Here is a 25150-nt window from a genome sequence, read left to right as displayed (position 1 = left end):
CGGGCCCGAGGCGGGCGGCTCCGGCGGGTGTGGTGGCGGCGTGGGATCAGGGGTCACCGCGACCCCCCACGGTAGTCGATCACCCGGCGGACACTACAACTTCCCGTCGCGCCCCGGCGACCCGCCGAGTGTCCGGTTTCCGCAGCGAGCCCGGCCGGGGAAATGCCCGGCGGCGGTCAGGCGGGGGCGCTCGGGGAGGGCTCGGCGGCCCGGTCGAGTGGCTTCGCCGGCCCGTCCAGCCCGGCCGCCCGGCGGGCCTCCCGCCGTGCCACCCAGCCGTAGCCGAAGAGCGTCATCACGGCGAAGATCCACCACTGCACCACGTAACCGAAGTTCTGCCAGTTGTTGGTGTGCCCGATCGGCACCGCCTGGAAGACCGGGTCGGCGGCCGGCGTCTGCTCGTCGAGCAGGACGTACGCGCCGTAGACCGGGTAGGGCAGCTCCCGGGCCAGCCGGGGGACGGCGATCCGCCGGGTCTCCAGCCGGCCGTCGCGTCGGTCGACGGCCCCCGCCCCGCTCTCGGTCGGGTGCACCCGGCCCACCACGGTCACCTCGCCCGGCGGCACCGGCGGCAGCTGCGGCTGCGCCAGGGCCCCGCCCGGGGCGGGCGGCACCCAGCCCTGGTCCACGAGCACGGCCGTGCCGTCGGCGAGGACCAGCGGGGTGACGATCTCGAAGCCGACCCGGTTGTCGACCGTCCGGCCCCGGACCAGGACGATGTTCGCCGTGTCGTACCGGCCGGTCACGGTGACCCGCGACCAGGTGGCCTCGTCGGCGGGGGCTGGGCCGGCGGTGCCGTCGCCCCCGGTGGGGGCCGGCACGGCGTCGCGCAGCGGCACCGGCGTCATCCGGCTGCCGGCGTCGATCCGCTCGTTGATCGCGGTGCGGCCCCGGTAGCGGTCCAGCTGCCAGTTGCCGAGCAGCACCATCACGGCCGCGGCGACCAGGGTCAGCGCGAGGATGCCCAGCCAGCGTGGCGTCAGGAGGAACCGGTACACGCGTCGAGGCTACCCGCAGGAGTGCCGTCACCAGGCGACCGGCCCCGGCACGGCGGGCGGGCGGGGGCGTGTGGCGGAGCGGCGGCGCGCGACCCGGCCGGCGCGACGACGCTACGACGCGCCCCCTCTGCCGCGACGTAACCCGGCCGGCGCGACGACGCAGCCCCTCCGCCGGGACGCGCCCCCTCCGCCGCGACGCGAACCGTTCGGTGGCCGCCGGGCGTCCGTCCGGGCGGGTATCGTCACGCGGGCGGATCGGGGGGCCGACCTCCGCCGCGTACCACCCCCGCCGGAGGAGTCGCTGATGACCGTCGTGCCGCGCCTCGTGCTCAGCGCGCCGTCCTCGGGTCACGGCACGAGCGCGGTGGCGCTCGGGCTGCTCGCCGCCTTCGCCGAGCGGGGCCTCGACGTCGCCGGGTTCAAGGTCGGGCCGGACCAGGTCGACGCCGGCTACCTGGGGCTCGCCGCCGGCCGTCCGGGGCGCACCCTCGACGCCCGGCTGGTCGGGCCCGAGCGCGTCCCGGCGCTGTTCGGCCACGGTGCCGCCGGTGCCGGGCTCGCCGTGGTGCAGGGCACCATGGGGCTGTACGACTCGGTCGCCGGCCAGCCCGAGACGGAGTCCACCGCCGCCGTGGCGATCGCGCTGCGCAGCCCGGTGGTGCTGGTGGTCGACGTGGCGTCGATGGGGCAGTCGGTGGCCGCCCTGGTGCACGGCTTCCGGGCGTACGACGAGCAGCTCTGGCTGGGCGGGGTGATCCTCAACCGGGTGGCCTCGCCCCGGCACGAGGCGATGCTGCGCGAGGCGCTCGACGACGTCGGCGTGCCGGTCTACGGCGCGGTGCGCCGCCACGAGCTGCCTCCGGTGCTGCCGGCCCGGCGGCACGGCCTGGCCCCGGTGGTCGGCCGCGACGCCGACGCGCTGCGGGCGGTCCGCCGGCTCGGCGAGGCGGTGGCCGCCACGCTCGACCTGGACCGGCTGCTGACGCTGGCCAGGTCGGCCCCGCCGGTGCCGGGCGAGCCCTGGTCGCCGGAGCCGGCCGAGCCGGCGGATTCGTCGGGGCCCGTGCCGGCCGGCGCGTCCCCGGTGATCGCGGTGGCCGGCGGGCCGGGCGGCGACTACGGCCCCGCCGAGACGGCCGAGCTGCTGCGCGCGGCCGGTGCCGAGGTGGTCCGCTTCGACCCGCTGCGCGACGAGGCGCTGCCCGCCGGGGCGGCCGCGCTGGTCGTCGGCGGCGGCCTCCCCGAGTCGTACGCGGAGCAGCTCTCCGCCAACCGTCGGCTCTGCATCGCGGTGGCGGAGCTGGCCCGCACCGGGCGGCCGGTGCTCGCCGAGGGCACCGGCCTGCTCTGGCTGGCCCGGGAGCTGGACGGGCTGCCGATGTGCGGCGTGCTCGACGCGGTGGGCGCCAGCCGCGACGGCGTGGTGGTCGGCTACCGGTCGGCGACCGCCCGCACCGACAGCGTGCTGGCCCCGGCCGGTGCGACGGTCGTCGGCTACAAGGAGCACCGGGCGGTGCTCACCCCCCGGGCCGGGCAGGCCCCGGCGTGGAGCTGGGACGGCGGCGCGCCCGAGGGGTTCGTCTGGCGGGGCGTGCACGCCTCCCAGCTGATGGTGCACTGGGCCGGGCAGCCCGGGGTCGGTGCGCGGGTCGTCGCGGCGGCCCGGGCCGCCGCGACGCTCGTGGCTCCCGCCTGACCGTCGCCGGTCAGCCGACGATGGCGTCGGAGGGCGGGGTGAACTGGCGGGTGGGCTGACCCTTCAGCCCGTCGCGCAGGGTGTTTGCCACCGCCGCGATCGGGATCTGGGACTGCCCGTCGCCGACCGCGTTGAACGGGTTGTCCGGGTCCGCGATGAAGCTCGCCGCCGCCAGCTCCGGTGTGTAGCCGACGAACCAGGCCGACCGGGTGCTGTCGGTCGTACCCGTCTTGCCGGCCACCGGCCGCCCCACCGTGCCGCGCACGCTGTCGGCGGTCGACCAGCCGCCGCAGCTGCCCTTCGCCGGGGTGTCGCCGGTCGGGCAGCGGGCCGCGTCGGTGGCGGCGCGGGCCGCGTCGGCGCTGACCACCTGCCGGCAGCGCGGCTTGGCGACCTCCCGCTCGATCCCGCCGGCCGTCGTGTACGTGGCCGGGGTGCCGTCCCGCTGGCTGATGGACTGGACGGGCATCGCCTCGCAGTACCGCCCGTCGGCGGCGATCGCGGCGTAGGCGTTCGCCATCTCCAGCGGGGTGGCGTCGGAGACGCCCAGGGTGAACGCGCCCCACTTCTTGGCCTTGGTCGGCGACGCCTGCTCGCGGTCGACGTCGGTGCGCCAGCGCAGCCCGAGCTGCTCGGCGAGCCGCACGGCGGCGTCCGCACCGACCTTCTCCTCCAGTTGGACGAAGTAGGTGTTCACCGACTTGCCGAACCCGGACCACATGGTCTGCCGGCCGGTCATCGCGCCGCTGGCGTTGGACGGGGCCCACCCGTCGTACACCTCGGAGCGGTACCGGTACGGCGAGTCGTACGCGGTGGACAGCGGCATCCCGGCGTTGAGCGCGGCCAGCATCGGGAACATCTTGAACGTCGATCCGGCCTGGTAGCCGGGGAGGTCGCCGCCGCCGAGCAGGGGCGCCACCGTGTTCGGATAGTTCGCCTTCACCTTCGGCGACGCCTCCGGGTTGGAGCTGGGCCCGTTCTCGCTGACGTCCAGCGAGTAGTTGCGGTTCACCGCCATCGCCTTGATCCGCCCGGTGCCCGGTTCGGCGACGACGATGCCGTTGGCGAACGGGCTGCCGGTGTTCTCCTTGGCCCCGACGTTCTTCTCGGCCGCCGCCTGGATCTTCGGGTCGATGCTGAGCACGATCCGGTAGCCGCCGCGGCGCAGCTTGTCCATCCGTTCCAGCCGGTTCTCCCCGAACGCGGGCTGGGCGCTCCACCAGTTCTTCAGGTAGTCGCAGGCGAAGCCCCAGGTCTGGTACGTCGCCGGCAGCGACGCGCAGTCGTTCGGCGGGTCGGTGAGCTTGAGCCGGATCGGTTCGGCCTTCGCCGCGTTGGCGGCGTCCGGGCTGAGGTAGCCGAGCTGCGCCATCCGGTCCAGCACGTAGTTGCGCCGGCCGGTGGCGTCCTTCTGGTCGGAGCTGGCCGGGTCGTACTCGGAGGGCGACTTGACGAGGCCGGCGAGGGTGGCCGCCTCGACCGGGGTGAGGGTGGCCGGCGTCTTGGAGAAGAAGATCTGCGCGGCGGCGTAGATGCCGTACGCCCGGTGGCCGAAGTACGCCGAGTTGAGGTAGCGCTCCAGGATCTGCTCCTTGGTCAGCTCCTTCTCGACGTCCATCGCCATCCGCATCTCCTTGACCTTGCGCAGGCTGGTCTGCTGGGTGGCCTCCTGGACCTCCTTCGGGGTCTTGGCGCTGTCCCGCAGGGTCATCCGGACGAACTGCATGGTGAGGGTCGACGCGCCCTGGGACACCCCGCCGGAGCGGGAGTTGGCGACGAAGGCGCGGGCGGCGCCCTTCGGGTCGACGCCCCGGTGCTGGTAGAAGCGGCTGTCCTCGGCGGCCACGATGGCCTGCTGGATGTTCGGGGACATGTCGGACAGTTTCGTGTAGCGGCGGTACTCCTCGTAGAACATCGTCAGCACGGTGCGGCCGTCGGGCGCGTACACGTACGAGGTCTCGGCGGGCAGCGCGGTGCGCAGGATGTCGGCCTTCTGCTCGCCGGCGTGCGCGGTGGCCTTGGCGCCGAGGCCGGTGACGGCGGCCAGCGGGTAGAGCGCGCCGGCGATGACGATGCCGGCGATCAGCCCGGCGCGCAGGAGAGGGACGAGACGACCAGCGGAGGCAAGGGGTCGGTTGCTCACGGGGTCAAGTTATGACATTTCCGATTCGTCCGTGAGAACAATTCATAAACCGGCGGCGGGTGACGCGGCCCACGCCGGGATGCGCTGTCCCGCGCGGCGGCTTCCCGGCAGGATCGCGGACATGCGTGCTCACCTGGTGCCGCCACCACCCACCCGGGACGAGCCGGACGCCACCGTCGAGGCGGGCCCCCGTCCCGGCCCCGGCCCCGACGGACCGGGCCCCGACCGGGCCGCCCCCGGCGGTCCCGACCTCGGCCACCACGGGGACGCCGAGGTCGGCGACGGACTGGTCGACCTCGCCGTCAACGTCCGCCGCGCCCCGATGCCGGACTGGCTGGCCGACCCGATCACCGCAGCCCTGGGCGAGCTGGCCGCGTACCCGGACCCCCGGCCCGCCCGCGCCGCCGTCGCGGCCCGGCACGGCCGCCCCCCGGAGGAGGTGCTGCTCACCGCCGGGGCCGCCGAGGGCTTCGTGCTGCTCGCCCGCGCCCTGACCGGCGCACGCCGGCCGGTCGTCGTGCACCCCCAGTTCACCGAGCCGGAGGCCGCGCTGCGGGCCGCCGGGCACCCCGTCGAGCGGGTGCTGCTCGACCCCGCCGACGGCTTCCGCCTCGACCCGGCGCGGGTGCCCGCCGACGCCGACCTCGTCATGGTCGGCAACCCCACCAACCCCACCTCCGTGCTGCACCCGGCCGCCGACCTCGCCGCGTTGGCCCGCCCCGGCCGCGTCCTCGTCGTCGACGAGGCGTTCGCCGACACCACCGCCGCGCCCGGCGTCGACGGCGAGCCCGAGTCCCTCGCCGCCCGGCGGGACCTGCCCGGCCTCGTCGTCGTGCGCAGCCTCACCAAGACCTGGGGACTTGCCGGGCTGCGGATCGGCTACCTGCTCGGCGAGGCCCCGCTGCTGGCCCGCCTCGCCGCCGCCCAGCCGCTGTGGGCGGTCTCCACCCCGGCGCTCGCCGCCGCCACCGCCTGCGCGTCCCCGGCCGCCGTCGCGGCCGAGCGCGCCATCGCCGCCGAGCTGGCCGCCGACCGCGACCACCTGGTGACCCGCCTGTCGGCCCTGCCCGGCGTACGCGTCGCGGGCCGCCCGGCCAGCGCGTTCGTGCTGGTCCACCTGCCCGGCGCGGCCGGGGTGCGGCAACGCCTGCGCGAGCGCGGCTGGGCGGTACGCCGGGGCGACACGTTCCCCGGCCTCGGCGCAGACTGGCTGCGGGTGGCCGTGCGCGACCGGGCCACCACCGACACCTTCGCCCAGGTGCTGGCGGAGATCCTGGAGGCATGATGCTGCACACCACCATCGCGGCGATCCGGCCGCTCGACGAGCCGGCGATGGTCGCCGCCGGTGAGCTGCACGGCCGGCTCACCAAGCCGGCCGGCTCGCTCGGCGTCCTGGAGGAGCTCTCGGTGCGGCTCGCCGGCCTGGCCCGCTCCTGCCCGCCGCCGCTGCCCGAGCCGGCCGCCGTGGCGATCTTCGCGGGCGACCACGGCGTGCACGCCCAGGGGGTGACCCCCTGGCCGCAGGAGGTCACCGCGCAGATGATCGGCAACTTCCTGGCCGGCGGCGCGGTGGTCAACGCGTTCGCCCGGCAGGCCGGCGCCTCGGTCACCGTCGTCGACGTCGGCGTCGCCACCCCGCTGCCGCCAGCCGTCCCCGCCCAGGCGGACGGTCCGCCCGGCGACCCCGCGGGGCGCTCCACGAGGACGCCCCGCCTCGTGGCGGCGAACGTACGCCCCGGCACCCGCGACCTCGCCGTCACCGCCGCCCTCACCCGCGACGAGGCGCTCGCCGCCGTGGAGACCGGCATCCGCATCGCCCGCGAGCTGATCGACGCCGGGGCGGGCATCCTGCTCACCGGCGACATGGGCATCGGCAACACCACCCCGGCCGCCGCCCTGGTCGCCGCGTTCACCGGCGTCGACCCCGCCGAGGCGACCGGCCGGGGCACCGGCGTGGACGACCCCACGTACGCCCGCAAGATCGGGGTGGTGCGGGCGGCGCTGGCCCGGCACGCCCCCGACCCGGCGGACCCGCTGGGCGTCCTCGCCGCCGTCGGCGGCCTGGAGCACGCCGCCCTGGCCGGGCTGATCCTCGGCGCCGCCGCCCGCCGGGTGCCGGTGCTGCTCGACGGGGTGATCGCGGTCAGCGCCGCGCTCGCCGCCGTCGCGTTCGCCCCGGACGCGGTCGGCGCGCTGGTCGCCGGGCACCGCTCCGCCGAGCCGGGGGCCACGGCGGGGCTGCGCCACCTCGGGCTCGACCCGCTCATCGACCTCGGGCTGCGCCTCGGCGAGGGCACCGGCGCGCTGCTGGCCCTGCCCGTGGTCACCGGCGCGGTCCGGGTGCTGCACGAGGTGGCCACGTTCGACTCGGCGGGGGTGGCCGAGAAGTGAGCGCCCCGAACCCGTACCCCCTGGGTCTGCGCCTGGCGGGCCGGCGGGTGGTCGTGGTGGGCGGGGGAGCGGTGGCCACCCGGCGGGTGCCGGCGCTGCTCGACGCCGGCGCGGACGTCCTGCTGGTCTCGCCGGAGCTGACCCCCGCGCTGCGCGCCCACGTCGACGCCGGCCGGCTGCACTGGGAGCCGCGCCGCTTCGCCCCCGACGACCTGGACGGGGCCTGGCTGGTGCAGGCGGCCGTCGACGACCCGGTGGCCGCCGCGGCGGTCAGCGCCGCCGCCGCCGAGCGGCGGATCTTCTGCGTCCGGGCCGACGACCGGGCCGCCGCCACCGCGTGGACGCCGGCCGTCACCCGGCACGGCCCGGTGACGGTCGCCGTCCTCGGCGGCGGCGACCCCCGCCGCGCCATGACGGTCCGCGACGCCGTCCGCGACCTCCTCGGCGCAAGGAAAGGCCCCCTGTCAACGGATTCGGTAGCGGAAGGGCCCCCTGTTGACAACGCTGCCGCCGGGCGCGGGCGGGTGGCGCTCGTCGGGGCCGGGCCGGGCGACCCGGAGCTGATCACCGTGAAGGGGTGGCGGCTGCTCACCGAGGCCGACGTGGTGGTCGCCGACCGCCTCGTGCCGGGGCTGCTGCTCGACGAGCTGCGCACGGGCGTCGAGCTGGTGGACGCCTCCAAGATCCCGTACGGGCCGTCGCGGGCCCAGGAGGAGATCAACCGGATCCTCGTCGACCGGGCCCTGGCCGGGGCGTTCGTGGTGCGGCTCAAGGGCGGCGACCCGTACGTCTTCGGTCGGGGCGGCGAGGAGCTGCTGGCCTGCGCGGCGGCCGGGGTGCCGGTGACCGTGGTCCCCGGGGTGACCAGCTCGATCGCCGCCCCGGCGGCGGCGGGCGTCCCCGTCACCCACCGCGCGGTGGCGCACGAGTTCACCGTGGTCTCCGGGCACGTCGCGCCCGACTCGCCGGCCTCGCTGGTGCGCTGGGACGCCCTCGCGGGGCTGCGCGGCACGCTGGTGATCCTGATGGGGCTGAAGAACCTCGCCGCGATCACCGGGACGCTGATCGGGCACGGGCGGCCCGCGGACACGCCGGTCGCGGTGGTGCAGGAGGGCACGACCGGCGACCAGCGCAGCCTGCGCTCGACGCTCGGGGCGGTGGCCGCCGACGTGGTCGCGGCGGGCCTGCGCCCCCCGGCGGTCGTGGTGGTCGGCGACGTGGTCGGCGCGCTCGACGGCTGAGACCCCGCCCGCCGCCCGCCCGGCGCTGCCCCACCCGTGCCGGCCCCACGAGATCGGGCGTTAAGAAGGGCCCCCTGCTATGCGGAACGCGTTGACAGGGGGCCCTTCCTTACACCTCGGTCACTGCTTGAGCATGTTGTCCAGCAGCAGGGCGCAGCGGATCAGGCCGAGGTGGCTGTACGCCTGCGGGTGGTTGCCCAGCCCGCGCTCGGCCAGCGGGTCGTACTGCTCGGGGAGCAGCCCCGTCGGGCCCGCCGTGTCGACCATCTGGGCGAACAGCTCCTCCGCGTCGGTGCGGCGGCCGGTGCGCAGGTACGCCTCGATCAGCCACGCCGTGCAGATGTGGAAGCCGCCCTCGCGCCCGGGCAGGCCGTCGTCCCAGTGGTAGCGGTAGACGACCGGGCCGCTGCGCAGGTCGGCCTCGATGCGCAGCACGGTGGACAGGAAGCGCGGGTCGTCGCCGGGGAGCAGGCCCGACAGGCCGATCCACAGCGAGGAGGCGTCCATGTCCTCGTCGCCGTACGCGACGCTGTAGGCCTCCACGTCGGCGTGCCAGCCGTACTCCAGCACGTTCGCGCCGATCCGGTCGCGCAGCTCCACCCACTCGGGCCGGTCCTCGCCGCCGTGCTGCCGCACCACGTGCAGCGCCCGGTCGACGGTCATCCAGCACATCACCTTCGAGAAGATGTGGTGCCGCGGGGGGAGGCGGGCCTCCCAGATGCCGTGGTCGGGCTCGTGCCAGCGGCGGCGGACCGCCTCGACCATGTTCTCCAGCACCCGCCACTCGTCCTCGCGGACGGAGCCCCGGGCGTCGGCGACGGCGGCGATGAGGTCGGCGATCGGGCCGAACACGTCGAGCTGGAGCTGGTGGTTGGCGAGGTTGCCGACCCGCACCGGCCGGGAGCCGGCGTAGCCGGGCAGGGTGTCGATGACCGCCTCGGCGCCCAGCTCGTACCCGTCGACGGTGTAGAGCGGGTGCAGCCGCTCGGGGTGCCCGCCGGTGCGTTCGATGCAGCCGTCCACCCAGCGCAGCAGCCCCTCGGCCTCCTCGGTGGAGCCGAGGTCGACCAGCGCCCGCGCGGTCATCGCCGCGTCGCGCAGCCAGCAGTAGCGGTAGTCCCAGTTGCGCACGCCGCCCAGCTCCTCGGGCAGCGAGGTGGTCGCCGCCGCGAGGATCGAGCCGGTGGCCTCGTGGCAGAGGCCGCGCAGGGTCAGCGCGCTGCGGGCGACCAGGTCCCGGGCGGTGGTGGGCAGCCGCAGCGAGGCCACCCAGTCCTTCCACGGCTGCTCGGCGGCGGCCTGCCGCTCGTGGACCGTCAGCCGGTGGTGCTCCAGGCTGTGCGTGCCGAAGCGCAGCTCCAGCACCACCTGCCCGCCGGCGGCGGACAGGTCGACGACGGCCTTCGCCGTCTCGTACCCGCCGTCGTTGTCGACCTGCCACTCGACCCCGGGGGAGTAGAGCGCGATCGGCTCGTTGGAGCCGAGCACCAGCAGCCCGTCGCCGACCGGCTGGAGCTGCGTGGCGACCTGGCCGAACTCGGGCCGGGGGGCGAACTCCACCCGGACCTTGCCGGAGCCGGTGAGCACCCGCACCAGGGCGGAGTCGCCGGTGACGACCGCCGGGCCGTCGGGGGTGGTCTCCCGGGCCGGCTTGTCCAGCCAGTCGGTGACGGTGAGGCCCGACCAGCGGGTCTCCACCGTCATCGTGCCGGAGCGGTAGCGCTGGCCCAGCGGGATGCCGCCGCGCTCGGGGGCGACGCTGAAGTGCCCCGCCGGGCTGCCGCCGACCAGGTCGGCGAAGATCGCCGCCGAGTCGGGCTTGGGGTGGCAGAGCCAGGTGACCTTGGCCTCGGGGGTGAGCAACGCGACCGTACGCCCGTTGGCGAGCATCGAGTGCCGCTCGATCGGGACGGCGCGCTCCCCGAACAGCCAGTGCCGTCGGGTCTCCAGCAGCAGGCCCAGCGCGCGGGCGGCCTCGATGGGCTCGCCGACCCGGTAGTCGGCCTTCGTCTCGCCGAGGCCGATCTTGATGCCCATGTCGGGGCCGTGCAGGTTGCCGAACGCGTTCTCGTCGGTGACGTCGTCGCCGATGAACAGCACGGCGCTGGCCGAGAGCTGGGTGCGGAGCTGGTCGACGGCGGTGCCCTTGTGGGTCGCCACCACGGACAGCTCGATGACCTCCTTGCCCTGGGTGACGGTGACGCCGTCCCAGGTGGCGGGGCCGGAGCGGACCGCGTCGACGGCGGCGGCGGCGACCTGCGGGTCCACCCCACGGGTGTGCACGGCGACGCTGGCGGGCTTGCGCTCCAGCCGGACGCCCGGGTGGGCGTTGGCGATCTCGCGCAGCGCGTCGCGCAGCCGGGTGCGCACGGCGATCAGCTCGGGGGAGAGCCGCTCGACGAAGCCGATGTCGAACTCGGAGCCGTGGCTGCCGACGAGGTGGACCTCGCTGGGCAGCCGGGAGAGCGCGGCCAGGTCGCGCAGCGCCCGGCCGGAGACCACGGCGACGGTGGTCTGCGGCAGCGCGGCGAGCGCCCGGACGGCGGCGACCGACTCGGGCAGTGGCACGGCCTTGCTCGGGTCCTCCACGATCGGCGCGAGGGTGCCGTCGTAGTCACAGGCGACCAGGAGCTGCGGGACCCGGGCTATCCGCCCGATGGCCGCCCGCAGCTCCGGATCCAGCACTCCCGCGGCCGGGGCCGCCCCGTCGTGGACGGACGTGTTCACGCAACCTCCGTATCAGGCACACCGAGCTCGGTGAGGAACGACTTCGCCCAGTGCCCCACGTCGTGGGTACGCAGGTGGCGCTGCATGACCCGCATGCGGCGGCGGGCCTCGGGCTTCTCCACGTGCACGGCCTTGAGCAACGCGTCCTTGACCGCGTCCGGGTCGTGCGGGTTACACAGAAACGCCTGGCGCAGCTCTGTCGCGGCGCCGGCGAACTCACTGAGCACGAGCGCGCCGCCCTGGTCGGCGCGCGATGCCACGTACTCCTTGGCCACCAGATTCATTCCGTCTCGCAGCGGGGTCACCATCATCACATCGGCGGCCACGTACATCGCCGCCAACTCACTGCGACTGTACGACTGATGCAGATAATGCACCGCCGGCACGCCGACCCTGCCGAATTCGCCATTAATCCGGCCAACCTCGCGCTCGACCTTGACCCGTAGGGCCTGGTAGTGCTCCACCCGTTCGCGGCTCGGCGTCGCCACCTGCACCATAACCGCGTCCGGAACTGTCAACTTTCCGTCAGCAAGAAGTTCGCGGAAAGCCTTGAGCCGGAGCTCGATGCCCTTCGTGTAGTCGAGCCGGTCGACGCCCAGGATGATCGTCCGGGGGTTGCCCAGCTCCTCGCGGATCTGCTTGGCCCGGGACTGGATCGCCGGGTCCTCGGCCAGCCGCTCCATCTCCCTGGTGTCGATCGAGATGGGGAACGCGCCCGCCTTCACCTGCCGGCCGTCGACCTGGATCATCTGCCCCTCGTAGCGCAACCCGAGCAGGTGCCGGGCCAGCCGGACGAAGTTCTGCGCCGCGAGCCGCTGCTGGAAACCGATCAGGTCCGCGCCGAGCAGCCCGCGCAGGATCTCGGTGCGGAACGGCATCTGCATGAACAGCTCGATCGGTGGGAACGGGATGTGCAGGAAGAACCCGATCCGCAGGTCGGGGCGCAGCTCGCGGAGCATCGCGGGCACGAGCTGGAGCTGGTAGTCCTGCACCCAGACCGTCGCCCCCTCGGCCGCGACCTCCGCCGCGGCCTCCGCGAACCGCGCGTTGACCAGCCGGTACGCCTCGCGCCAGCGCCGCTTGTACGCCGGTGTCTCCACCGCGTCGTGATAGAGCGGCCAGATTGTCGCGTTCGACTGGCCCTCGTAGTAGCGCTCCAGCTCGTCGGCGCTCAGCGGCACCGGGTGCAGCCGGATGCCCTCCAGGTCGAACGGCTCGGGGGCGGGGCCGGTGCCGCCGGCCCAGCCGACCCACGTCCCCTGGTGCTCGGCGAGGACGGGGTGCAGGGCGGTCACGAGGCCACCGGGGCTGCGTCGCCACTGCCGCCCCTCGGGGGTGTTCACCTCGTCGACCGGTAGTCGGTTCGCCACTACGACAAAGGAACTACGGACGGTCACGTTCGGCCACCTCCGGGTGCTGACGGGTCCACCGCGATTGAGCGTACTGAGCGTAGCTGCGGCGTCTGGGGCCCCGTGCCGGAGTTACCTACCCGTCCCACGCTGGCCGAACCGTGAAGGTGATCACGTCGGCCGCCCGGCTCACAGATCGATGATCGGCCACTCCTTCGGCAGCACCTCGCCCAGCACCTCGCGCCGGTCCGTCATGATCGGCGTCGTCGCCCGGGCGGCCTCCATCGCCGCCTGCGCCAGGTCCATGCTCCCCAGGGTTCGCGACCAGCCGCCGAGGATCGCGCACATGTCGTGCTCGACGGGAGTGACGACCACCTGTTCGAGGTCGCCGAGGATGTCCAGGAGCGGCCAGCCGTCGCTGGTCACCTGCCGGTACGCGGCGGCCAGGCAGAGGGCGGGGACGACCACGACCTGGAGCTTGTCCGCGACCTTGGCGATCTGCTCGCCGACCGCCTCGGTCCCTTCGGAATAGGCGAGCAGGCAGGAGGTGTCGAGCACCAGGCCGGCCTCGCTCACGAGGCCAGCCGTCCGCGCGACGCCTCGCCCAGCAGCGCCGCCGCCTTGGCCCGCAGTTCGGGCGTGATCTTCGCCTGCGCCTCGTCGAGCCGCTGCCCGGCTTCGGTGAGACCCGCCTCGGTCAACCGGAAGCCGACCTGCCGCAGGGCCCGACGGGTGCGTTCCCCGGCCATCCGCTGCCGGACGCTCTCGGTGATGAACGCCGAGACGTTCGGCTCCTCGGCCAGCCGCTCCGCCACGTCGTCGGGAACGCTGATGGCGATCTTCTTGGTCATACCGCGAAAGCTATCCGGTTATACCGGGCGGGGCAAGGAGGCGCGCCGGGGTGGTCGCCGGGCGGGGTGATGTGGGCGCAGCCCGGCGTACCTGTCAGGATTGACGATGGCGTGCGTCGTGGCCGGCCCCCGGCCGGCGGCGGCGAGGGGCCCCCGAGCCCGCGCCCGCATCCCGACGCGTCGAGACCAGCAATCAACGGAGGTAGCCCGCACCGTGGCCCAGTTCATCTACGTCCTGGAAAAGGCGCGCAAGGCGCACGGCGACAAGGTCGTGCTGGACAACGTGACGCTGAACTTCCTGCCGGGGGCCAAGATCGGTGTGGTCGGCCCGAACGGTGCCGGTAAGTCCAGCCTCCTCAAGATCATGGCAGGGCTCGACCGGCCGAGCAACGGCGAGGCCCGGCTCATGCCCGGCTACACCGTCGGCCTGCTCGCCCAGGAGCCGCCGCTCAACGACGCGAAGACCGTCCTCGGCAACGTCGAGGAGGCGGTCGCCGAGATCAAGTCGAAGCTGGAGCGGTTCAACAAGATCGCCGAGCAGATGGCGACGGACTACTCCGACGAGCTGATGGAGGAGATGGGCAAGCTCCAGGAGGAGCTGGACGCCGCCGACGCCTGGGACATCGACTCCAAGCTCGAACTGGCCATGGACGCGCTGCGCTGCCCGCCGCCGGACGCCGACGTGACCCAGCTCTCCGGCGGCGAGCGCCGCCGCGTGGCGCTGTGCAAGCTGCTGCTGGAGGCGCCCGACCTGCTGCTGCTCGACGAGCCCACCAACCACCTGGACGCCGAGAGCGTGCAGTGGCTGGAGCAGCACCTCGCGAAGTACGCCGGCACCGTCCTGGCCATCACCCACGACCGCTACTTCCTCGACAACGTGGCCGGCTGGATCCTGGAGCTGGACCGGGGCCGGGCCATCGGCTACGAGGGCAACTACTCCACCTACCTGGAGAAGAAGGCCGCCCGGCTCTCCGTCGAGGGCCGCCGCGACGCCAAGATGAAGAAGCGCCTCTCCGAGGAACTGGAGTGGGTCCGCTCCAACGCCAAGGCGCGGCAGACCAAGTCCAAGGCCCGCCTCGACCGCTACGACGAGATGGCCGCCGAGGCGGAGAAGACCCGGAAGCTGGACTTCGAGGAGATCCAGATCCCGCCGGGCCCGCGGCTGGGCAGCACCGTCATCGAGGCGCACAACCTGACCAAGGGCTTCGGCGACCGGATCCTCATCGACAACCTGTCGTTCTCGCTGCCGCGCAACGGCATCGTCGGCATCATCGGCCCCAACGGTGTCGGCAAGACCACCCTGTTCAAGACCATCGTCGGGCTGGAGCAGCCCACCGGCGGCGAGGTCAAGGTCGGCCCCACGGTCTCGCTGTCCTACGTCGACCAGAACCGGCAGGGCCTGGCCGGCGACAAGACGGTCTGGGAGGTCGTCTCCGACGGGCTCGACCACCTCATGGTGGGCAAGGTCGAGATGCCGTCGCGGGCGTACATCGCGGCGTTCGGGTTCAAGGGCCCCGACCAGCAGAAGCCGACCAAGGTGCTCTCCGGCGGCGAGCGCAACCGGCTCAACCTGGCGCTGACGCTCAAGATCGGTGGCAACGTCATCCTGCTCGACGAGCCGACCAACGACCTCGACGTCGAGACCCTCTCCAGCCTGGAGAACGCGCTGCTGGAGTTCCCCGGCTGCGCCGTGGTCATCTCCCACGACCGGATGTTCCTCGACCGGGTCGCCACGCACATCCTGGCCTGGGAGGGCGACGACGAGAACCCGGCGAAGTGGTTCTGGTTCGAGGGCAACTTCGAGGCGTACGAGAAGAACAAGGTCGACCGGCTCGGCGCCGAGGCGGCCCGCCCGCACCGGGTGACCTACCGCAAGCTCACCCGCGACTGAGCATGGCGGACCGCTTCGTCTACCACTGCACGCTGCGCTGGTCCGACCTGGACGCGTACGGCCACATCAACAACTCGCGCTTCCTCACCCTCTACGAGGAGGCGCGGGTGGCGTTGATGTTCGCCGGCGGCAAGGCGTGGGGCGTCGGCTCGTTCGCCGACGGGGTCGTCATCCGCCGGCACGAGGTCGACTACCTGCGCCCGGTCGACTACGCGCTCGGCCGGGCCACGGCGGAGGCCGCCCCCACCGTCCGGATCGAGCTGTGGGTGGAGGAGATCCGGGCGTCCCGGTTCACCGTCGCCTACGAGCTGTACGACGGCGACACCCTCGCCAGCACCGCCCGCTCGGTGCTGGTCCCGTTCGACCTGGCCGCCCAGCGGCCCCGGCGGATCACCGACGAGGAGCGGGCCTTCCTGCTGTCGTACGCCCCCGGCGGCGCGGCCGGGAGGCCGGCGTGAGCGACGCCCCGGCGCGCCCGCAGCGCCCCGGCCCGGCCGGCACGGACCCCGCTCCGGCCGGCGGGCACGGGCTGACCGGGGTGGCCGACGCGGGCGCGTTCCTGGCCCGGCTGGTCCGGCTCGACCCGGCCGCGCCGGTCCGGCTGCGTTCGGCCACGCCGGTGGGCGGGCCGGGCGCGGCGGGCGGCCGGACGGCCCTCTGGGCCCGGCTGCCGTGGGGCGTGCTGGCCGTCCGGACCGTGGCCGGGCCGGGGTGCGGTGACGTCACGGTGGCCGCCCGGGAGCTGCTGGCCGCGCTGTCGTCCGGCGCGGGCGACCTGCCCGCGCGGCGGGACGCGCAGTGGCGTTGGCCGCTGCCGCCGCCGGCGAGCCGGTCGGTGGAGCTGCTGCCCGCCGGGGAACTGTGGCGGATCGCGGAGGCGGCGGCCGGCACGCTGCGGGACGCCGCCGCGCACGGGGTGGCCGGCCGGGCGGTGGGGCAGCGGGCGCTGCGCGACGCCCTGCTCGACCACGTCGCGGTGGTGGTCACCCCGGACGACCCGCCCGGCCCCCCGGTCGAGGTCGCCCAGCGGCTGGTCCAGGGGCTGGTGCGGATGGGCTTCCTGGGCCGCCCCGGCAACGCCGCCGGGGCCGCCGCGAGCCCCGGTGCGGGGGCCGGCGGCGGTGACGTTCAGGTAAGGATGGCCGGCCGATGGGTCGGCCTGGTGGGACCATACGGAGCCGTGTGGTCGCAGAAGGTCGCGGATCTTGTCGTTACGCCGCTCGGGGCTCATCCGAAAGTATGACCGGCGGTCATTCTTCTGGCCTGGGGCTGTCGTTGGGGGGATGCCACAACCCGGCTGTCCGGGTACCGTCCATCCTCGGATCCAACGCACCGTAGGCGGCTGGATCCGCTGGGGAGTGAGGTGCGCGAGCGATGCCGTGGTGGTCATGGCGCCCCGGTCCCGCCGTTGGCGGCGAACCGGAAACTCGAAGCGGGATCACAGTGGACAGCACCGTCCGGGTCGGACCACCGGCCCCACGTCAACCGGGCGACGACTGCCCGTCCGTCGATCGGCCGATGATCGCCGACATGTCGGCCACCATCGCGCCGGTCACCCTTCGCCGGGTCTGCGACGCGCTCGACCTGCTGGACGTGCGCTACCTGGCCGACGGCGACGGCAACCTGCTGGCCATGTGGGAGCGGCACGCGGTGCTGGTCACCCTGGAGGGTCCCGAGGACGAAATCCTGGTGATGCGGGCCCGCCCGCACGCCACGGTCCCACCCGACTGGGCCGACCGGGCCTACCGGGTGGTCAACGAGTGGAACCACACCCGACGGTTCTGCAAGGCCTACATCGGCGACCCCACCGAGCGGGGGCAGTTGCCGATCTACGCGGAGCTCCAGGTGCCGCTCGGCGCCGGGGCGCACGACGCGCTGCTGGTGGAGATGCTCGACTGCGGGGCCGCGGTGGCCACCACCTTCGTGGACTGGCTGCACGACGAGGGCGCCCTGCTCTGACCCGTACGATCCCGCCCGGGCCGCCGCCGGCGACCCGGGCGGGACCGCGTCAGGCCGGGTCCTCCATGACGTTGACCATGAAGTAGGCGGCCCGCTCCAGGTAGTCCCAGAGCGCGGTGGCGATCTCCGGCGGCAGATCCAGCCGGTCCACGGCCCGTCGCATGTGGTGCAGCCAGGCGTCGCGCTCGGCGGCACCGATGCGGAACGGGGCGTGCCGCATCCGCAGCCGGGGGTGCCCCCGCTGGGCGGAGTAGGTGTTGGGGCCGCCCCAGTACTGCATGAGGAACAGCGTCAGCCGGTCCGCGGCCGGGCCTAGATCCGCCTCCGGATACATCGGCCGCAGCAGCGGATCGGTGGCGACGCCGGCATAGAACTCGTCCACCAGCTTGCGGAAGGTGGGTTCGCCGCCGACCGCTTCGAAGAGGGTCACGGCACGCTCGGACTCACCGGTGGGATTCACCGCTCCATCCTGCCAGGTGTGGCTGGAGCCGGCGGGGGCCAACCGGCCCGTGCGCTGCCGACCTCGTCACAGCGGGGCGGTGGCGGTCCGGCCGGCGAGGGGAGTCGGGCGGCCCGCGACGGCGGCCCCCGGGTGGGTCAGCTCACCGCCTGGCTGGCCCGGCCGCGCTCGCCCGGCGTGCCACCCTCGTGTCCGCCGCCCGCGGCGGCCGGCCGGGGTCGAGGCTCGCCGCCCCCGGCCGGGGCCGGCGAGCCCGCGTTGCCGGCGGCCTCGACCGCCGTGTCGATCGCCGCCCGCGTCGGCCACGCCGCGGCGGTGAGCAGCATCAGCACCACGCCGGCCGCGCTCCACCCCCCGACCACCACCGGGATCGGGAAGCGCTCGGCGAGCAGGCCGGTGGCCAGCACCGCGAGGCCCTGGATCACCTGGACCCCGGTGGCCATCACGCCGAACGCCCGGGCCCGGTAGCCGTTGGGCAGCGCGCGGACGAAGAGGCCGTTGGCGACCGGGAGCAGCCCGGCGACCGCGAAGCCGCACAGGCCGGCGAGCAGCGCCACCACCAGCGGCGGCGGGTCGAGCAGCGACGGCACCAGGACGAGCGGGGCGAGCACCGCCAGCGGCCGGATCAGCACGAGCCGGCGGGCCGGGGCGACCGCCCGGCTGACCAGCAGCCCGCCCAGGATGAAACCGACCGGGTTGGCGGCCATGATCACGGCCTGGGCGACGCCGCTGTCCATGCCGTCGTCGACGCCCTCGCGGGCCCAGGCGGCGGCCAGCCCCTCCGGCACGATGGAGAAGAGCATGGCGCTGAAGACCAGCAGGGCGATCGCCCGCAGCACCGGGGTGCCGAAGACGATCCGGAAGCCGTCGCCCGTCTCCCGCAGCAGGTGGCTGCGGTGGGCACTGGTCATCGCCGGCGGCCGGTCCTGGACGCCGAAGCGGACCAGGGCCGCCGAGAGGGCGAACGTGGCCGCGTTGACCAGCAGGGCGAGGGTCGGGTCGAACGCGGCGAGGGCCGCGCCGATGAGGTAGCCGAGCACCTGGGCGGCCTGGCCGGTGCTGCTGTTGAGCGAGAGCCCGACCACCAGCCGGTCGCCGGTCAGGATGAGCGGCATCAGCGCGGACCGGGCGGCCTGGCTGGGCGGGTTGGCCAGGGTGGTCGCGAAGAGCAGGCAGAGGATCAGCCACGGCTCGTTGCCCGGGAGGGCGACCAGCACCATCAGGGCCATGCGGATCAGGTCGCACGCCACCATCACCGAGCGGTAGCGGTAGCGCTCGGCCAGCGTGGCCAGCAGCGGGCCGCCGATCAGCCAGGGCAGGAAGCTGACCGCGAACGCGGCGGCGGAATAGCCCACGGACTGCGTCTCGCGGTAGACCAGCACCGTGACCGCGGCCTTGGCGATGAAGTCGCCGATCCAGGAGAGCGCGCTGGCGGTGAAGACCGCCCTGTACTCCCGTTGGGCGAACACCTCGCGGAAGGTGGCCGGCCCTTCCTGGGAGGGTCGCTCGTCGGACACCGTGGCCTCCATCGTTCCCACGGTGGGCCACTCGTGATGGCCTGACCGGGAACCGTCGTCAGATCTACGGATCAGCGAGACGTGATCACGCTCCGGCAGGTGGCGTGCGTACCGGATTCTGCCCGATCGTCTGACAACTAGCTAGGGCGAACGGATTGATCGTCGCATCTCCGACTGAACGAACGGACGATACCCGAGGGGCCGCGCGGTCCGCGACCCCTGTATTCTCGGTCAACAAAACCGCAGGTCATCGATGGTTCTCGGTGCCTGGAGGGGGGTGGGGCCGGCTGCGGCGGTGGCGGCGGAGCCGGGTCAGGTGGCCCCGCCCTGGCCGGTCGCCGTGTCGTCCGCGGCCCGCAGGGGGACGCCCGGATAGAGGCGGGCGGCGGCGATCTTGGCGGTGATGCCCGAGTTCTCCAGCGCCTCGGCGAGCCGCCGGCGCAGTTCCCGGCCCACCGCGAACTGCCCGTCCGCGGTGGTCTTCACGACCGTACGGATCACCGCGCCGTCCACCGTCATCTGCTCGACGCCCAGCACGTCGGGCTGCTCCACGATCTCCGGGGCCAGGTCCGGGTCAAGGGCCACCGACGCGGCGGCCGTACGCAGCACCGCCGTCGCCTCCTCGGTGCCGGCGAAGCCGATCGGCAGGTCGACCACGACCAGCGCCCACCCCTGGCTCTTGTTGCCCACCCGGACGATCTCGCCGTTGCGGATGTACCAGAGCACGCCCCGGCCGTCGCGGACCGTGGTGACCCGCAGGCCGACCGACTCCACCACGCCCGTCGCCTCGCCCAGGTCGACCGTGTCGCCCACGCCGTACTGGTCCTCGACCAGCATGAACAGCCCGGCGATCAGGTCCTTGACCAGGCTCTGCGCGCCGAAGCCGAGCGCCACGCCGGCGATGCCCGCGCTGGCCAGCAGCGGCGCCAGGTCGAAGCTGAACTCCCGCAGGATCATCAGCAGCGCGATGCCGAAGACGAACGCCGTGACCATGCTGCGCAGCACCGAGCCGATGGCCTCGGCCCGCTGCCGCCGCCGCTCGGGGATGAACTCGCCGGGCTCGTGGGCGGCGGTCGGCACCCGCTCGCGCAGCGGGCGCAGCAGCGTGGGCACCCCGTCGGCGGTGGTCCGGACCAGCCGCTTGATCATCCGGTGCAGCGCCCACCGGGCGAGGAAGGCCAGCGCGAGGATCAGCAGCACCCGCAGCGGCTTGAGCAGGATCCAGTAGCTGCCCTCCGCGAACCAGGCCGAGCCGCTCGTCTCGTACAACCACTCGCAGGAGGTGCTGCCCTGGCAGTCCGCGCTCGGCGACGGGCCCGGGGACGCTCCGGGGGCCACGACGGCGGGGAGTGCGGCGAGGAACAGGCTGGGGGCGCTCACCCTGCTTTCGTACCCCACCGCCTGCGACGCTCCGGCAGCGGGGCGCGCAGCCCGGGGCAGCCGCGCCTGAGCTGACGCCGCTCTGGCTGAAACGCATGTCGGATCTCGGGACCTGCCAGATTAGTCTCAGGACGTGGGTGACATTCTGGCTAGACCCTGAGCTCTCAGTTGTTCGGGAGGTTGGTCGTCTCGCGCAGAGCGATATCCAGGACCTGGGCAATGGCGTCCTCGTCAAGCGGCGCTGCGGGCTCGGCCCCGTACTGTCGTAGCGCTTGCCGAACTGCGGTCAGTGACGGGTTTCGGTCGAGTGCCCACTCTGCGGCCTGCGTCTTGGCGCAGTGCACACCTTCGACGCCGAAGCGCCAGATCCGGCAAGCGGTGAGCACCATGAACGCGGCTTCCTCCGCGTCGTCGATGCGTGACTGCCAGGTCGTGAGCCAATGCCTGCCGCGCTCGCGGATCCATGGGGGCGGAACTGGCTCGATGACGTTGCTTGGCTCCATGCCGATCAGCGCGTACCCGTCCGCACGCGCCATGGCCAACTCGGTTGGCAGGTCAGGGGATTGGGTGCGCCGCTCGATCTCGACTCCGATCGACGACCGTTCGTACCGCCCGACGTGCAACTCCATGATCGGGGCTTGCGTGGGTGTGCGGGCCACGTCGGCGGTTACGACGTGCAGATCGATACCGCTCGCCTCGGCGAGGTCGATCTGACGAACCAGCGCCTCCAGCGCGTCGACCTCGGTATCCGCCAGTGTGCCGTCGGTGATGAGGAGCAGATCGATGTCGCTGTGGCCGGAGACGAACTGGCCAGTAGCTAGGGAACCGTACAGAATCGCCGACCGAAGCCGAGGACCGATAATGTCGGAGGACGACCGAGCAAGTTGCTTCGCTGCGGCCAAGACCGCGACCTCATCACCGTGTGCCACTTGGCATTCCTATCAGGAGATCACGTCACGCAGGTCCCGGTGACGATCTGTCACGTAGGCCCCAAGACTGGACGAATGGCTGAAGCGTAGTGTGTTCAGACTTCTTACCTGATCAAGGGCGGGCCTGCGGCCCACCACCGTGCCAGCCGGGGCCCGACCGGCCGCAGGCCGCACGCGTGCCCCGGCTGGCACGGCGTAGCAGGAGAAGTGCGGCGACCAGGCGCACTGCAGTGCCCGAAGCGCTCACGGCTTTCCAGCGCCGACCACAGTCGCCGGCCAGGTGATCGACCGGGCAACCCTCAGGTCGCTGGAGCTTGGCACCCGAGATTGACGCGCAGGGAAGCGCCGGCAAGCCCCAAGCGTGGGGGCGGTGTCCGTCGCACGAGCCTTAGCCCCGCCAGCCGTAGGTGGATCTCCCGCTTGGCGACGGCGTGGCCCTGGCCGTCGAGCACGTAGGCCGTGAGCCACAGTCAACCCGGGTGGGTGGGCTTTAGTGATCTTGGATCGACTTGATCAAATCCAGCAATCGGCTTCAATGCCAGTGCATGATCATTGGGCACGGACCGGGCCCAACTGAGCGCGAAAAGGGGCGTGGAACGTCGAGAGCCGTTGAGGGCTCCCGCCCTGCTCAGGGCCGGATCTGTCCGTTTCCGGGTGATGCCCGGTTGGTGTCCGACATTAGTACGTGCAATCCGGGGCCTTATCAGGGACGATTGGCGCAACGGACGTCGGTGATCCCGCCGACGCCGGCGTCGTTCCGCCCTGCGCGGGGCACGCCCGGCGTGCCAGCGGTGGGAGCAGCTGGACCGGGAGGGTGAGCTCGATGCCTGACATACGACCCACGGTGGGCTCCGGCGCGCTGGTTCTCAACGCCACCTACGAGCCGCTGTGTGTCGTGTCGGTGCGTCGCGCCGCCATCCTCGTGCTCTCCGCCAAGGCCGTCTGCGTCGCCGACGGCGAGGGGATCCTGCACAGCGCCCGCAACGCGCTCCCGGTGCCCTCCGTGGTCCGGCTCACCCGGTTCGTGCGGGTGCCCTACCGCGCCCACGTCGGGCTCTCCCGGCGGGCGATCTTCGCCCGGGACGGCTGGCGGTGCGCCTACTGCCGGGGCCCCGCCGAGACCATCGACCACGTCTTCCCGCGCAGCCGGGGCGGCCGGCACGCCTGGGAGAACGTGGTGGCCGCCTGCGCCCGGTGCAACCACACCAAGGGCGACAAGACCCCCGCCGAGCTGGGCTGGCGGCTGCACGCCCCGCCCGCCGTGCCCAAGGGGACGGCCTGGCGGGTGCTCGGGCACCGGGCCCCCGATCCGCGCTGGGCGGACTGGCTCGACCTGCGCGAGGCCGAGACCGAGGCGGCGGCCTGAGCCGCATGTCCTCCGCCGGCGCGGTGTGCGTCAGGTGGTGCGCGCCTTCACCAGGGACGCGTACACCACCACGTTGTCGGCGTACCCCGTCTCGCCGCCGACCCACGCGCCGCCGCAGGTGATCAGGCGCAGGCCAGGCCGGCTGAAGTCGCCGTAGACCTCATCCACCGGCAGCCGGGCCTTGGCGTAGCGCCGCACCTCGTCGACCTCGAAGATCGCCACGGAGTGGTCGGCCCGGCGCACCTCGACCCGGTCGCCGGAGCGCAGCTCCTTCAGCTCGTGGAAGACCGCCGGCCCGGTGCGGGTGTCGACGTGGCCGACGATCACGGCCGGGCCGTACTGGCCGGGGGTCGGGCCCTGGTCGTACCAGCCGGCCTCCTGGGCGCGGTCGGCGTCGGGCACCCCGATGCTGCCGTCCGCGGCGATGCCCACGTCGTGCACCGGGGCGTCGAGGCCGATCGGCGCGCTCGCGATGCCCACCGGCCGGCTGGCCGGCAGCACCGGGAACTTCTTCGGCGGCGGCCGCAGCCCGGCGATGAAGCGGTCCGGCAGGAGGCTGTGCCCCGTCACCTGTTCGACGCCGAGCATCGCCACGATCAGCACCATCAGGGTGGCGACGAACAGCACCGGGAACCCCGGACCCTGGCGGACCACCCGTTGCCACCGTCGAGCGGCCGTACCGGATCGGCCCGCCGCGCCGACGTGCGCGGCGCGGCCGGGTGTCACGGCGCGGCCGGGCGGCCCCACGGTGGTGACGCTGGCGGAGATCGCCTGCCGGGCCACCCGGGCGAACCGGCCGCAGCCCCGGGCCACCAGCCGGGCCGCCGCCCGGACCGGCCTGCGCCGCGTCCGCCGGGCGCGGTCCCGCCGGGCGCGCTCGAGTCGGGTCGTGGCGTCGGCGCGGGTACGTCGGGCCATGACGGCTCCCGGTCAGGACCGCGTCCCGGTCTGCCGGCGGGAGCCGAACGCACCGAACCCGGCCGCGACGGCCGCCGCCACCAGGCCGCCGACCAGCAGCAGCGAGCCCGTGCCCCGGCCCTCGCCGGCCGTGCCGCCGGCACCGGTGTTCGGGCCCTTGCTCGGCTGCGTCATGTTCAGCACGGTGAGGGTGGTCGTCGCGGTGCCGCCGTTGGCGCAGCGCAGCTCGACGGAGTAGTCGCCGGCCTGCTTGTTGCCGGGGATGGTGACCGCCCCGGTCAGGAAGCCGTTGTTCGGCCGGAGCACGACCCGCCCGAACGCGTCGGACTGCACGTCGGCCTGGCGGTTGTTGTCGTTGTCGCAGCTCGCCCGGATGTCGACCCGGGTGCCGGCCTGGGCGCTGTTCGGGGTGACCTCGATGAAGGTGTTCTCCCCGGCCCGGGCCGGCGCGCCGGCGAACAGGACGAACGCCCCGAGCACGCCGAGGACGGTCAGCACGGCCCGTACGGTCAGCCCGACGTGTGCGGGCCGCGTGGCCGGACGGGTCCTGGCGGCCGGTGCGGCGCACATGGCCGGACGGGCACGGTGTGACGCGGTGAGCCCCCGCATTGTTCCCCCCTCCCGGTGCCGAGGCACCGGAATCCTCCCCGGGACAAGTTCGCGCTGCATTCCCCCTGACGTCGGGGCAAACCCGCCGGCACCGGTCCGCGCGCCGGCTCGGCAGGTGTTCGGCAGGTGTGAGGAGGGGGCCCTTCCTATGCGGAAGGCGTCAACAAGGCGCCCTTCCTTACAGGCGGGTGACGGGGTGCCAGGCCAGGGGGGTGGAGAGGACCATCGTGCTGGACGGCTGGCCGTACGGGGCGAGCCGGTCGATCACCCGCTCGAAGTCCCCGATCGAGCCGGCCGCGACCCGCAGCACGCTGCACGCGTCGCCGGTGATCCGGTGGATCTCCATGATCTCCGGCCAACCCGGCACGTCCGGGTCGTTGAGGATGCACCGCGACCCGTAGCAGGACATCCGGATCAGGGCGACCACCGTGCGGCCGGCGCGGGCCAGGTCGACGTGGGCGTGGTAGCCGGTGATCACCCCCGACTCCTCCAGCCGGCGGACCCGCTCGGCCACGGCCGGCGGCGACAGGTGCACCCGGCGGGACAGCTCGCTGTACGAGAGCCGGGCGTCGGCCTGGAGTTCCCGCAGCAGCGCCCAGTCCATGTCGTCCACGCCTGACCTTCCTCTCCGAAAGGTGGATGGGGGTTTCGCCTTTGCCATCGCAGGTCGAAGGGCGGCAGCGCCGTCGAATCGGCATTCCGTTCGGCCCGTCGACCGGGGCACC

22 protein-coding genes and 1 pseudogene are annotated in these 25150 nt (G+C 73.8%); 9 read left to right on the top strand and 14 right to left on the bottom strand.

Annotation, left to right across the window (positions count from 1 at the left end; translation table 11 throughout):
* Window positions 1–176 precede the first annotated feature (176 nt).
* Window positions 177–998, bottom strand: a complete 822-nt coding sequence (locus LPU61_RS27930; RefSeq protein WP_229406655.1) for an SURF1 family protein — start codon at window positions 996–998, stop codon at window positions 177–179.
* A 304-nt stretch (window positions 999–1302) separates the two neighbouring features.
* On the opposite strand from LPU61_RS27930, the gene LPU61_RS27925 reads away from it, so the two are divergent.
* Window positions 1303–2694, top strand: a complete 1392-nt coding sequence (locus LPU61_RS27925; protein ID WP_229406654.1) for a cobyrinate a,c-diamide synthase — start codon at window positions 1303–1305, stop codon at window positions 2692–2694.
* 10 nt (window positions 2695–2704) lie between these two features.
* Here LPU61_RS27925 and LPU61_RS27920 read toward each other — a convergent pair whose 3' ends face one another.
* Complete coding sequence (locus tag LPU61_RS27920) at window positions 2705–4837, bottom strand: transglycosylase domain-containing protein (RefSeq protein WP_043966257.1); 2133 nt, start codon at window positions 4835–4837, stop codon at window positions 2705–2707.
* Between the two features lie 121 nt (window positions 4838–4958).
* On the opposite strand from LPU61_RS27920, the gene cobC reads away from it, so the two are divergent.
* Genes cobC through cobA form a run of 3 tightly spaced genes read left to right on the top strand, consistent with a single transcriptional unit; the run spans window position 4959 to window position 8469 of the window.
* Window positions 4959–6122, top strand: a complete 1164-nt coding sequence (gene cobC, locus LPU61_RS27915) for an Rv2231c family pyridoxal phosphate-dependent protein CobC (protein WP_043966259.1) — start codon at window positions 4959–4961, stop codon at window positions 6120–6122.
* The gene (gene cobT / locus LPU61_RS27910; protein WP_043966643.1) at window positions 6122–7228 is read left to right on the top strand and encodes a nicotinate-nucleotide--dimethylbenzimidazole phosphoribosyltransferase; all 1107 of its coding nucleotides are present in this window, start codon (window positions 6122–6124) and stop codon (window positions 7226–7228) included. Before cobC ends, cobT begins: the two co-directional genes overlap by 1 nt.
* Window positions 7225–8469 (top strand): uroporphyrinogen-III C-methyltransferase, encoded by a 1245-nt coding sequence (cobA, locus tag LPU61_RS27905; RefSeq protein WP_229406653.1) that lies wholly within the window; start codon window positions 7225–7227, stop codon window positions 8467–8469. The genes cobT and cobA overlap by 4 nt, the downstream gene beginning before the upstream one ends.
* 120 nt (window positions 8470–8589) lie before the next feature.
* Here cobA and otsB read toward each other — a convergent pair whose 3' ends face one another.
* The 4 genes from otsB to LPU61_RS27885 all read right to left on the bottom strand — a co-directional run bounded on the left by otsB (window position 8590) and on the right by LPU61_RS27885 (window position 13396).
* Window positions 8590–11196 carry a trehalose-phosphatase gene (gene otsB, locus LPU61_RS27900; protein WP_043966264.1) on the bottom strand — a complete coding sequence of 869 codons (2607 nt, stop codon included), beginning with the start codon at window positions 11194–11196 and terminating at the stop codon, window positions 8590–8592.
* Window positions 11193–12593, bottom strand: coding sequence for a trehalose-6-phosphate synthase (locus LPU61_RS27895; RefSeq protein ID WP_229406652.1), 1401 nt, complete (start codon window positions 12591–12593; stop codon window positions 11193–11195). Before LPU61_RS27895 ends, otsB begins: the two co-directional genes overlap by 4 nt.
* Before the next feature lie 141 nt (window positions 12594–12734).
* On the bottom strand, window positions 12735–13121 hold the full coding sequence (locus tag LPU61_RS27890; RefSeq protein WP_052503876.1) for a hypothetical protein: 387 nt from the start codon (window positions 13119–13121) through the stop codon (window positions 12735–12737).
* A complete protein-coding gene (locus tag LPU61_RS27885) occupies window positions 13118–13396 on the bottom strand; it encodes a hypothetical protein (protein WP_043966268.1) in 279 nt (92 codons plus the stop codon). Before LPU61_RS27885 ends, LPU61_RS27890 begins: the two co-directional genes overlap by 4 nt.
* 214 nt (window positions 13397–13610) lie before the next feature.
* Between LPU61_RS27885 and ettA the strand changes: the two genes are divergently transcribed.
* From ettA to LPU61_RS27865, 4 genes are all read left to right on the top strand, one after another.
* Window positions 13611–15287, top strand: a complete 1677-nt coding sequence (gene ettA, locus LPU61_RS27880; protein WP_043966269.1) for an energy-dependent translational throttle protein EttA — start codon at window positions 13611–13613, stop codon at window positions 15285–15287.
* Window positions 15288–15289: 2 nt separating this feature from the next.
* Window positions 15290–15745, top strand: coding sequence for a thioesterase family protein (locus tag LPU61_RS27875; RefSeq protein WP_043966271.1), 456 nt, complete (start codon window positions 15290–15292; stop codon window positions 15743–15745).
* 71 nt (window positions 15746–15816) lie between these two features.
* Entirely contained in the window at window positions 15817–16530 is a 714-nt protein-coding gene (locus tag LPU61_RS27870; protein ID WP_229406700.1) for a hypothetical protein, read from the top strand.
* A gap of 131 nt (window positions 16531–16661) precedes the next feature.
* On the top strand, window positions 16662–17246 hold the full coding sequence (locus tag LPU61_RS27865) for a YbjN domain-containing protein (protein ID WP_043966274.1): 585 nt from the start codon (window positions 16662–16664) through the stop codon (window positions 17244–17246).
* A 49-nt stretch (window positions 17247–17295) separates the two neighbouring features.
* Here LPU61_RS27865 and LPU61_RS27860 read toward each other — a convergent pair whose 3' ends face one another.
* The 5 genes and pseudogenes from LPU61_RS27860 to LPU61_RS27840 form a co-directional block, all read right to left on the bottom strand.
* The gene (locus LPU61_RS27860) at window positions 17296–17706 is read right to left on the bottom strand and encodes a globin (RefSeq protein WP_043966276.1); all 411 of its coding nucleotides are present in this window, start codon (window positions 17704–17706) and stop codon (window positions 17296–17298) included.
* Window positions 17707–17843: 137 nt separating this feature from the next.
* Window positions 17844–19235 (bottom strand): MFS transporter, encoded by a 1392-nt coding sequence (locus LPU61_RS27855; RefSeq protein ID WP_043966278.1) that lies wholly within the window; start codon window positions 19233–19235, stop codon window positions 17844–17846.
* Window positions 19236–19535: 300 nt separating this feature from the next.
* On the bottom strand, window positions 19536–20603 hold the full coding sequence (locus LPU61_RS27850; RefSeq protein WP_144420346.1) for a mechanosensitive ion channel family protein: 1068 nt from the start codon (window positions 20601–20603) through the stop codon (window positions 19536–19538).
* A gap of 164 nt (window positions 20604–20767) precedes the next feature.
* Window positions 20768–21532, bottom strand: a complete 765-nt coding sequence (locus LPU61_RS27845) for an aminoglycoside adenylyltransferase domain-containing protein (protein WP_229406651.1) — start codon at window positions 21530–21532, stop codon at window positions 20768–20770.
* 299 nt (window positions 21533–21831) lie between these two features.
* A pseudogene (locus LPU61_RS27840) lies at window positions 21832–22074 on the bottom strand (hypothetical protein).
* 281 nt (window positions 22075–22355) lie between these two features.
* Between LPU61_RS27840 and LPU61_RS27835 the strand changes: the two are divergent.
* Window positions 22356–22898: an HNH endonuclease gene (locus tag LPU61_RS27835; RefSeq protein WP_043966647.1), complete on the top strand. Its 543-nt coding sequence runs from the start codon at window positions 22356–22358 to the stop codon at window positions 22896–22898.
* Between the two features lie 30 nt (window positions 22899–22928).
* Here LPU61_RS27835 and LPU61_RS27830 read toward each other — a convergent pair whose 3' ends face one another.
* The 3 genes from LPU61_RS27830 to LPU61_RS27820 all read right to left on the bottom strand — a co-directional run bounded on the left by LPU61_RS27830 (window position 22929) and on the right by LPU61_RS27820 (window position 25038).
* Window positions 22929–23816 (bottom strand): class F sortase, encoded by an 888-nt coding sequence (locus LPU61_RS27830; protein WP_043966283.1) that lies wholly within the window; start codon window positions 23814–23816, stop codon window positions 22929–22931.
* 12 nt (window positions 23817–23828) lie between these two features.
* Entirely contained in the window at window positions 23829–24329 is a 501-nt protein-coding gene (locus tag LPU61_RS27825) for a hypothetical protein (protein WP_043966649.1), read from the bottom strand.
* 274 nt (window positions 24330–24603) lie between these two features.
* Window positions 24604–25038: an Lrp/AsnC family transcriptional regulator gene (locus LPU61_RS27820; RefSeq protein ID WP_043966285.1), complete on the bottom strand. Its 435-nt coding sequence runs from the start codon at window positions 25036–25038 to the stop codon at window positions 24604–24606.
* Window positions 25039–25150: the final 112 nt, after the last annotated feature.

Source organism: Micromonospora sp. NBRC 110038 (assembly GCF_020884815.1).
GTDB lineage: Bacteria > Actinomycetota > Actinomycetes > Mycobacteriales > Micromonosporaceae > Micromonospora > Micromonospora haikouensis.
The sequence above is the reverse complement of the archived record's forward strand: the minus strand, read 5'-3'. Positions and strand labels throughout refer to the sequence as shown.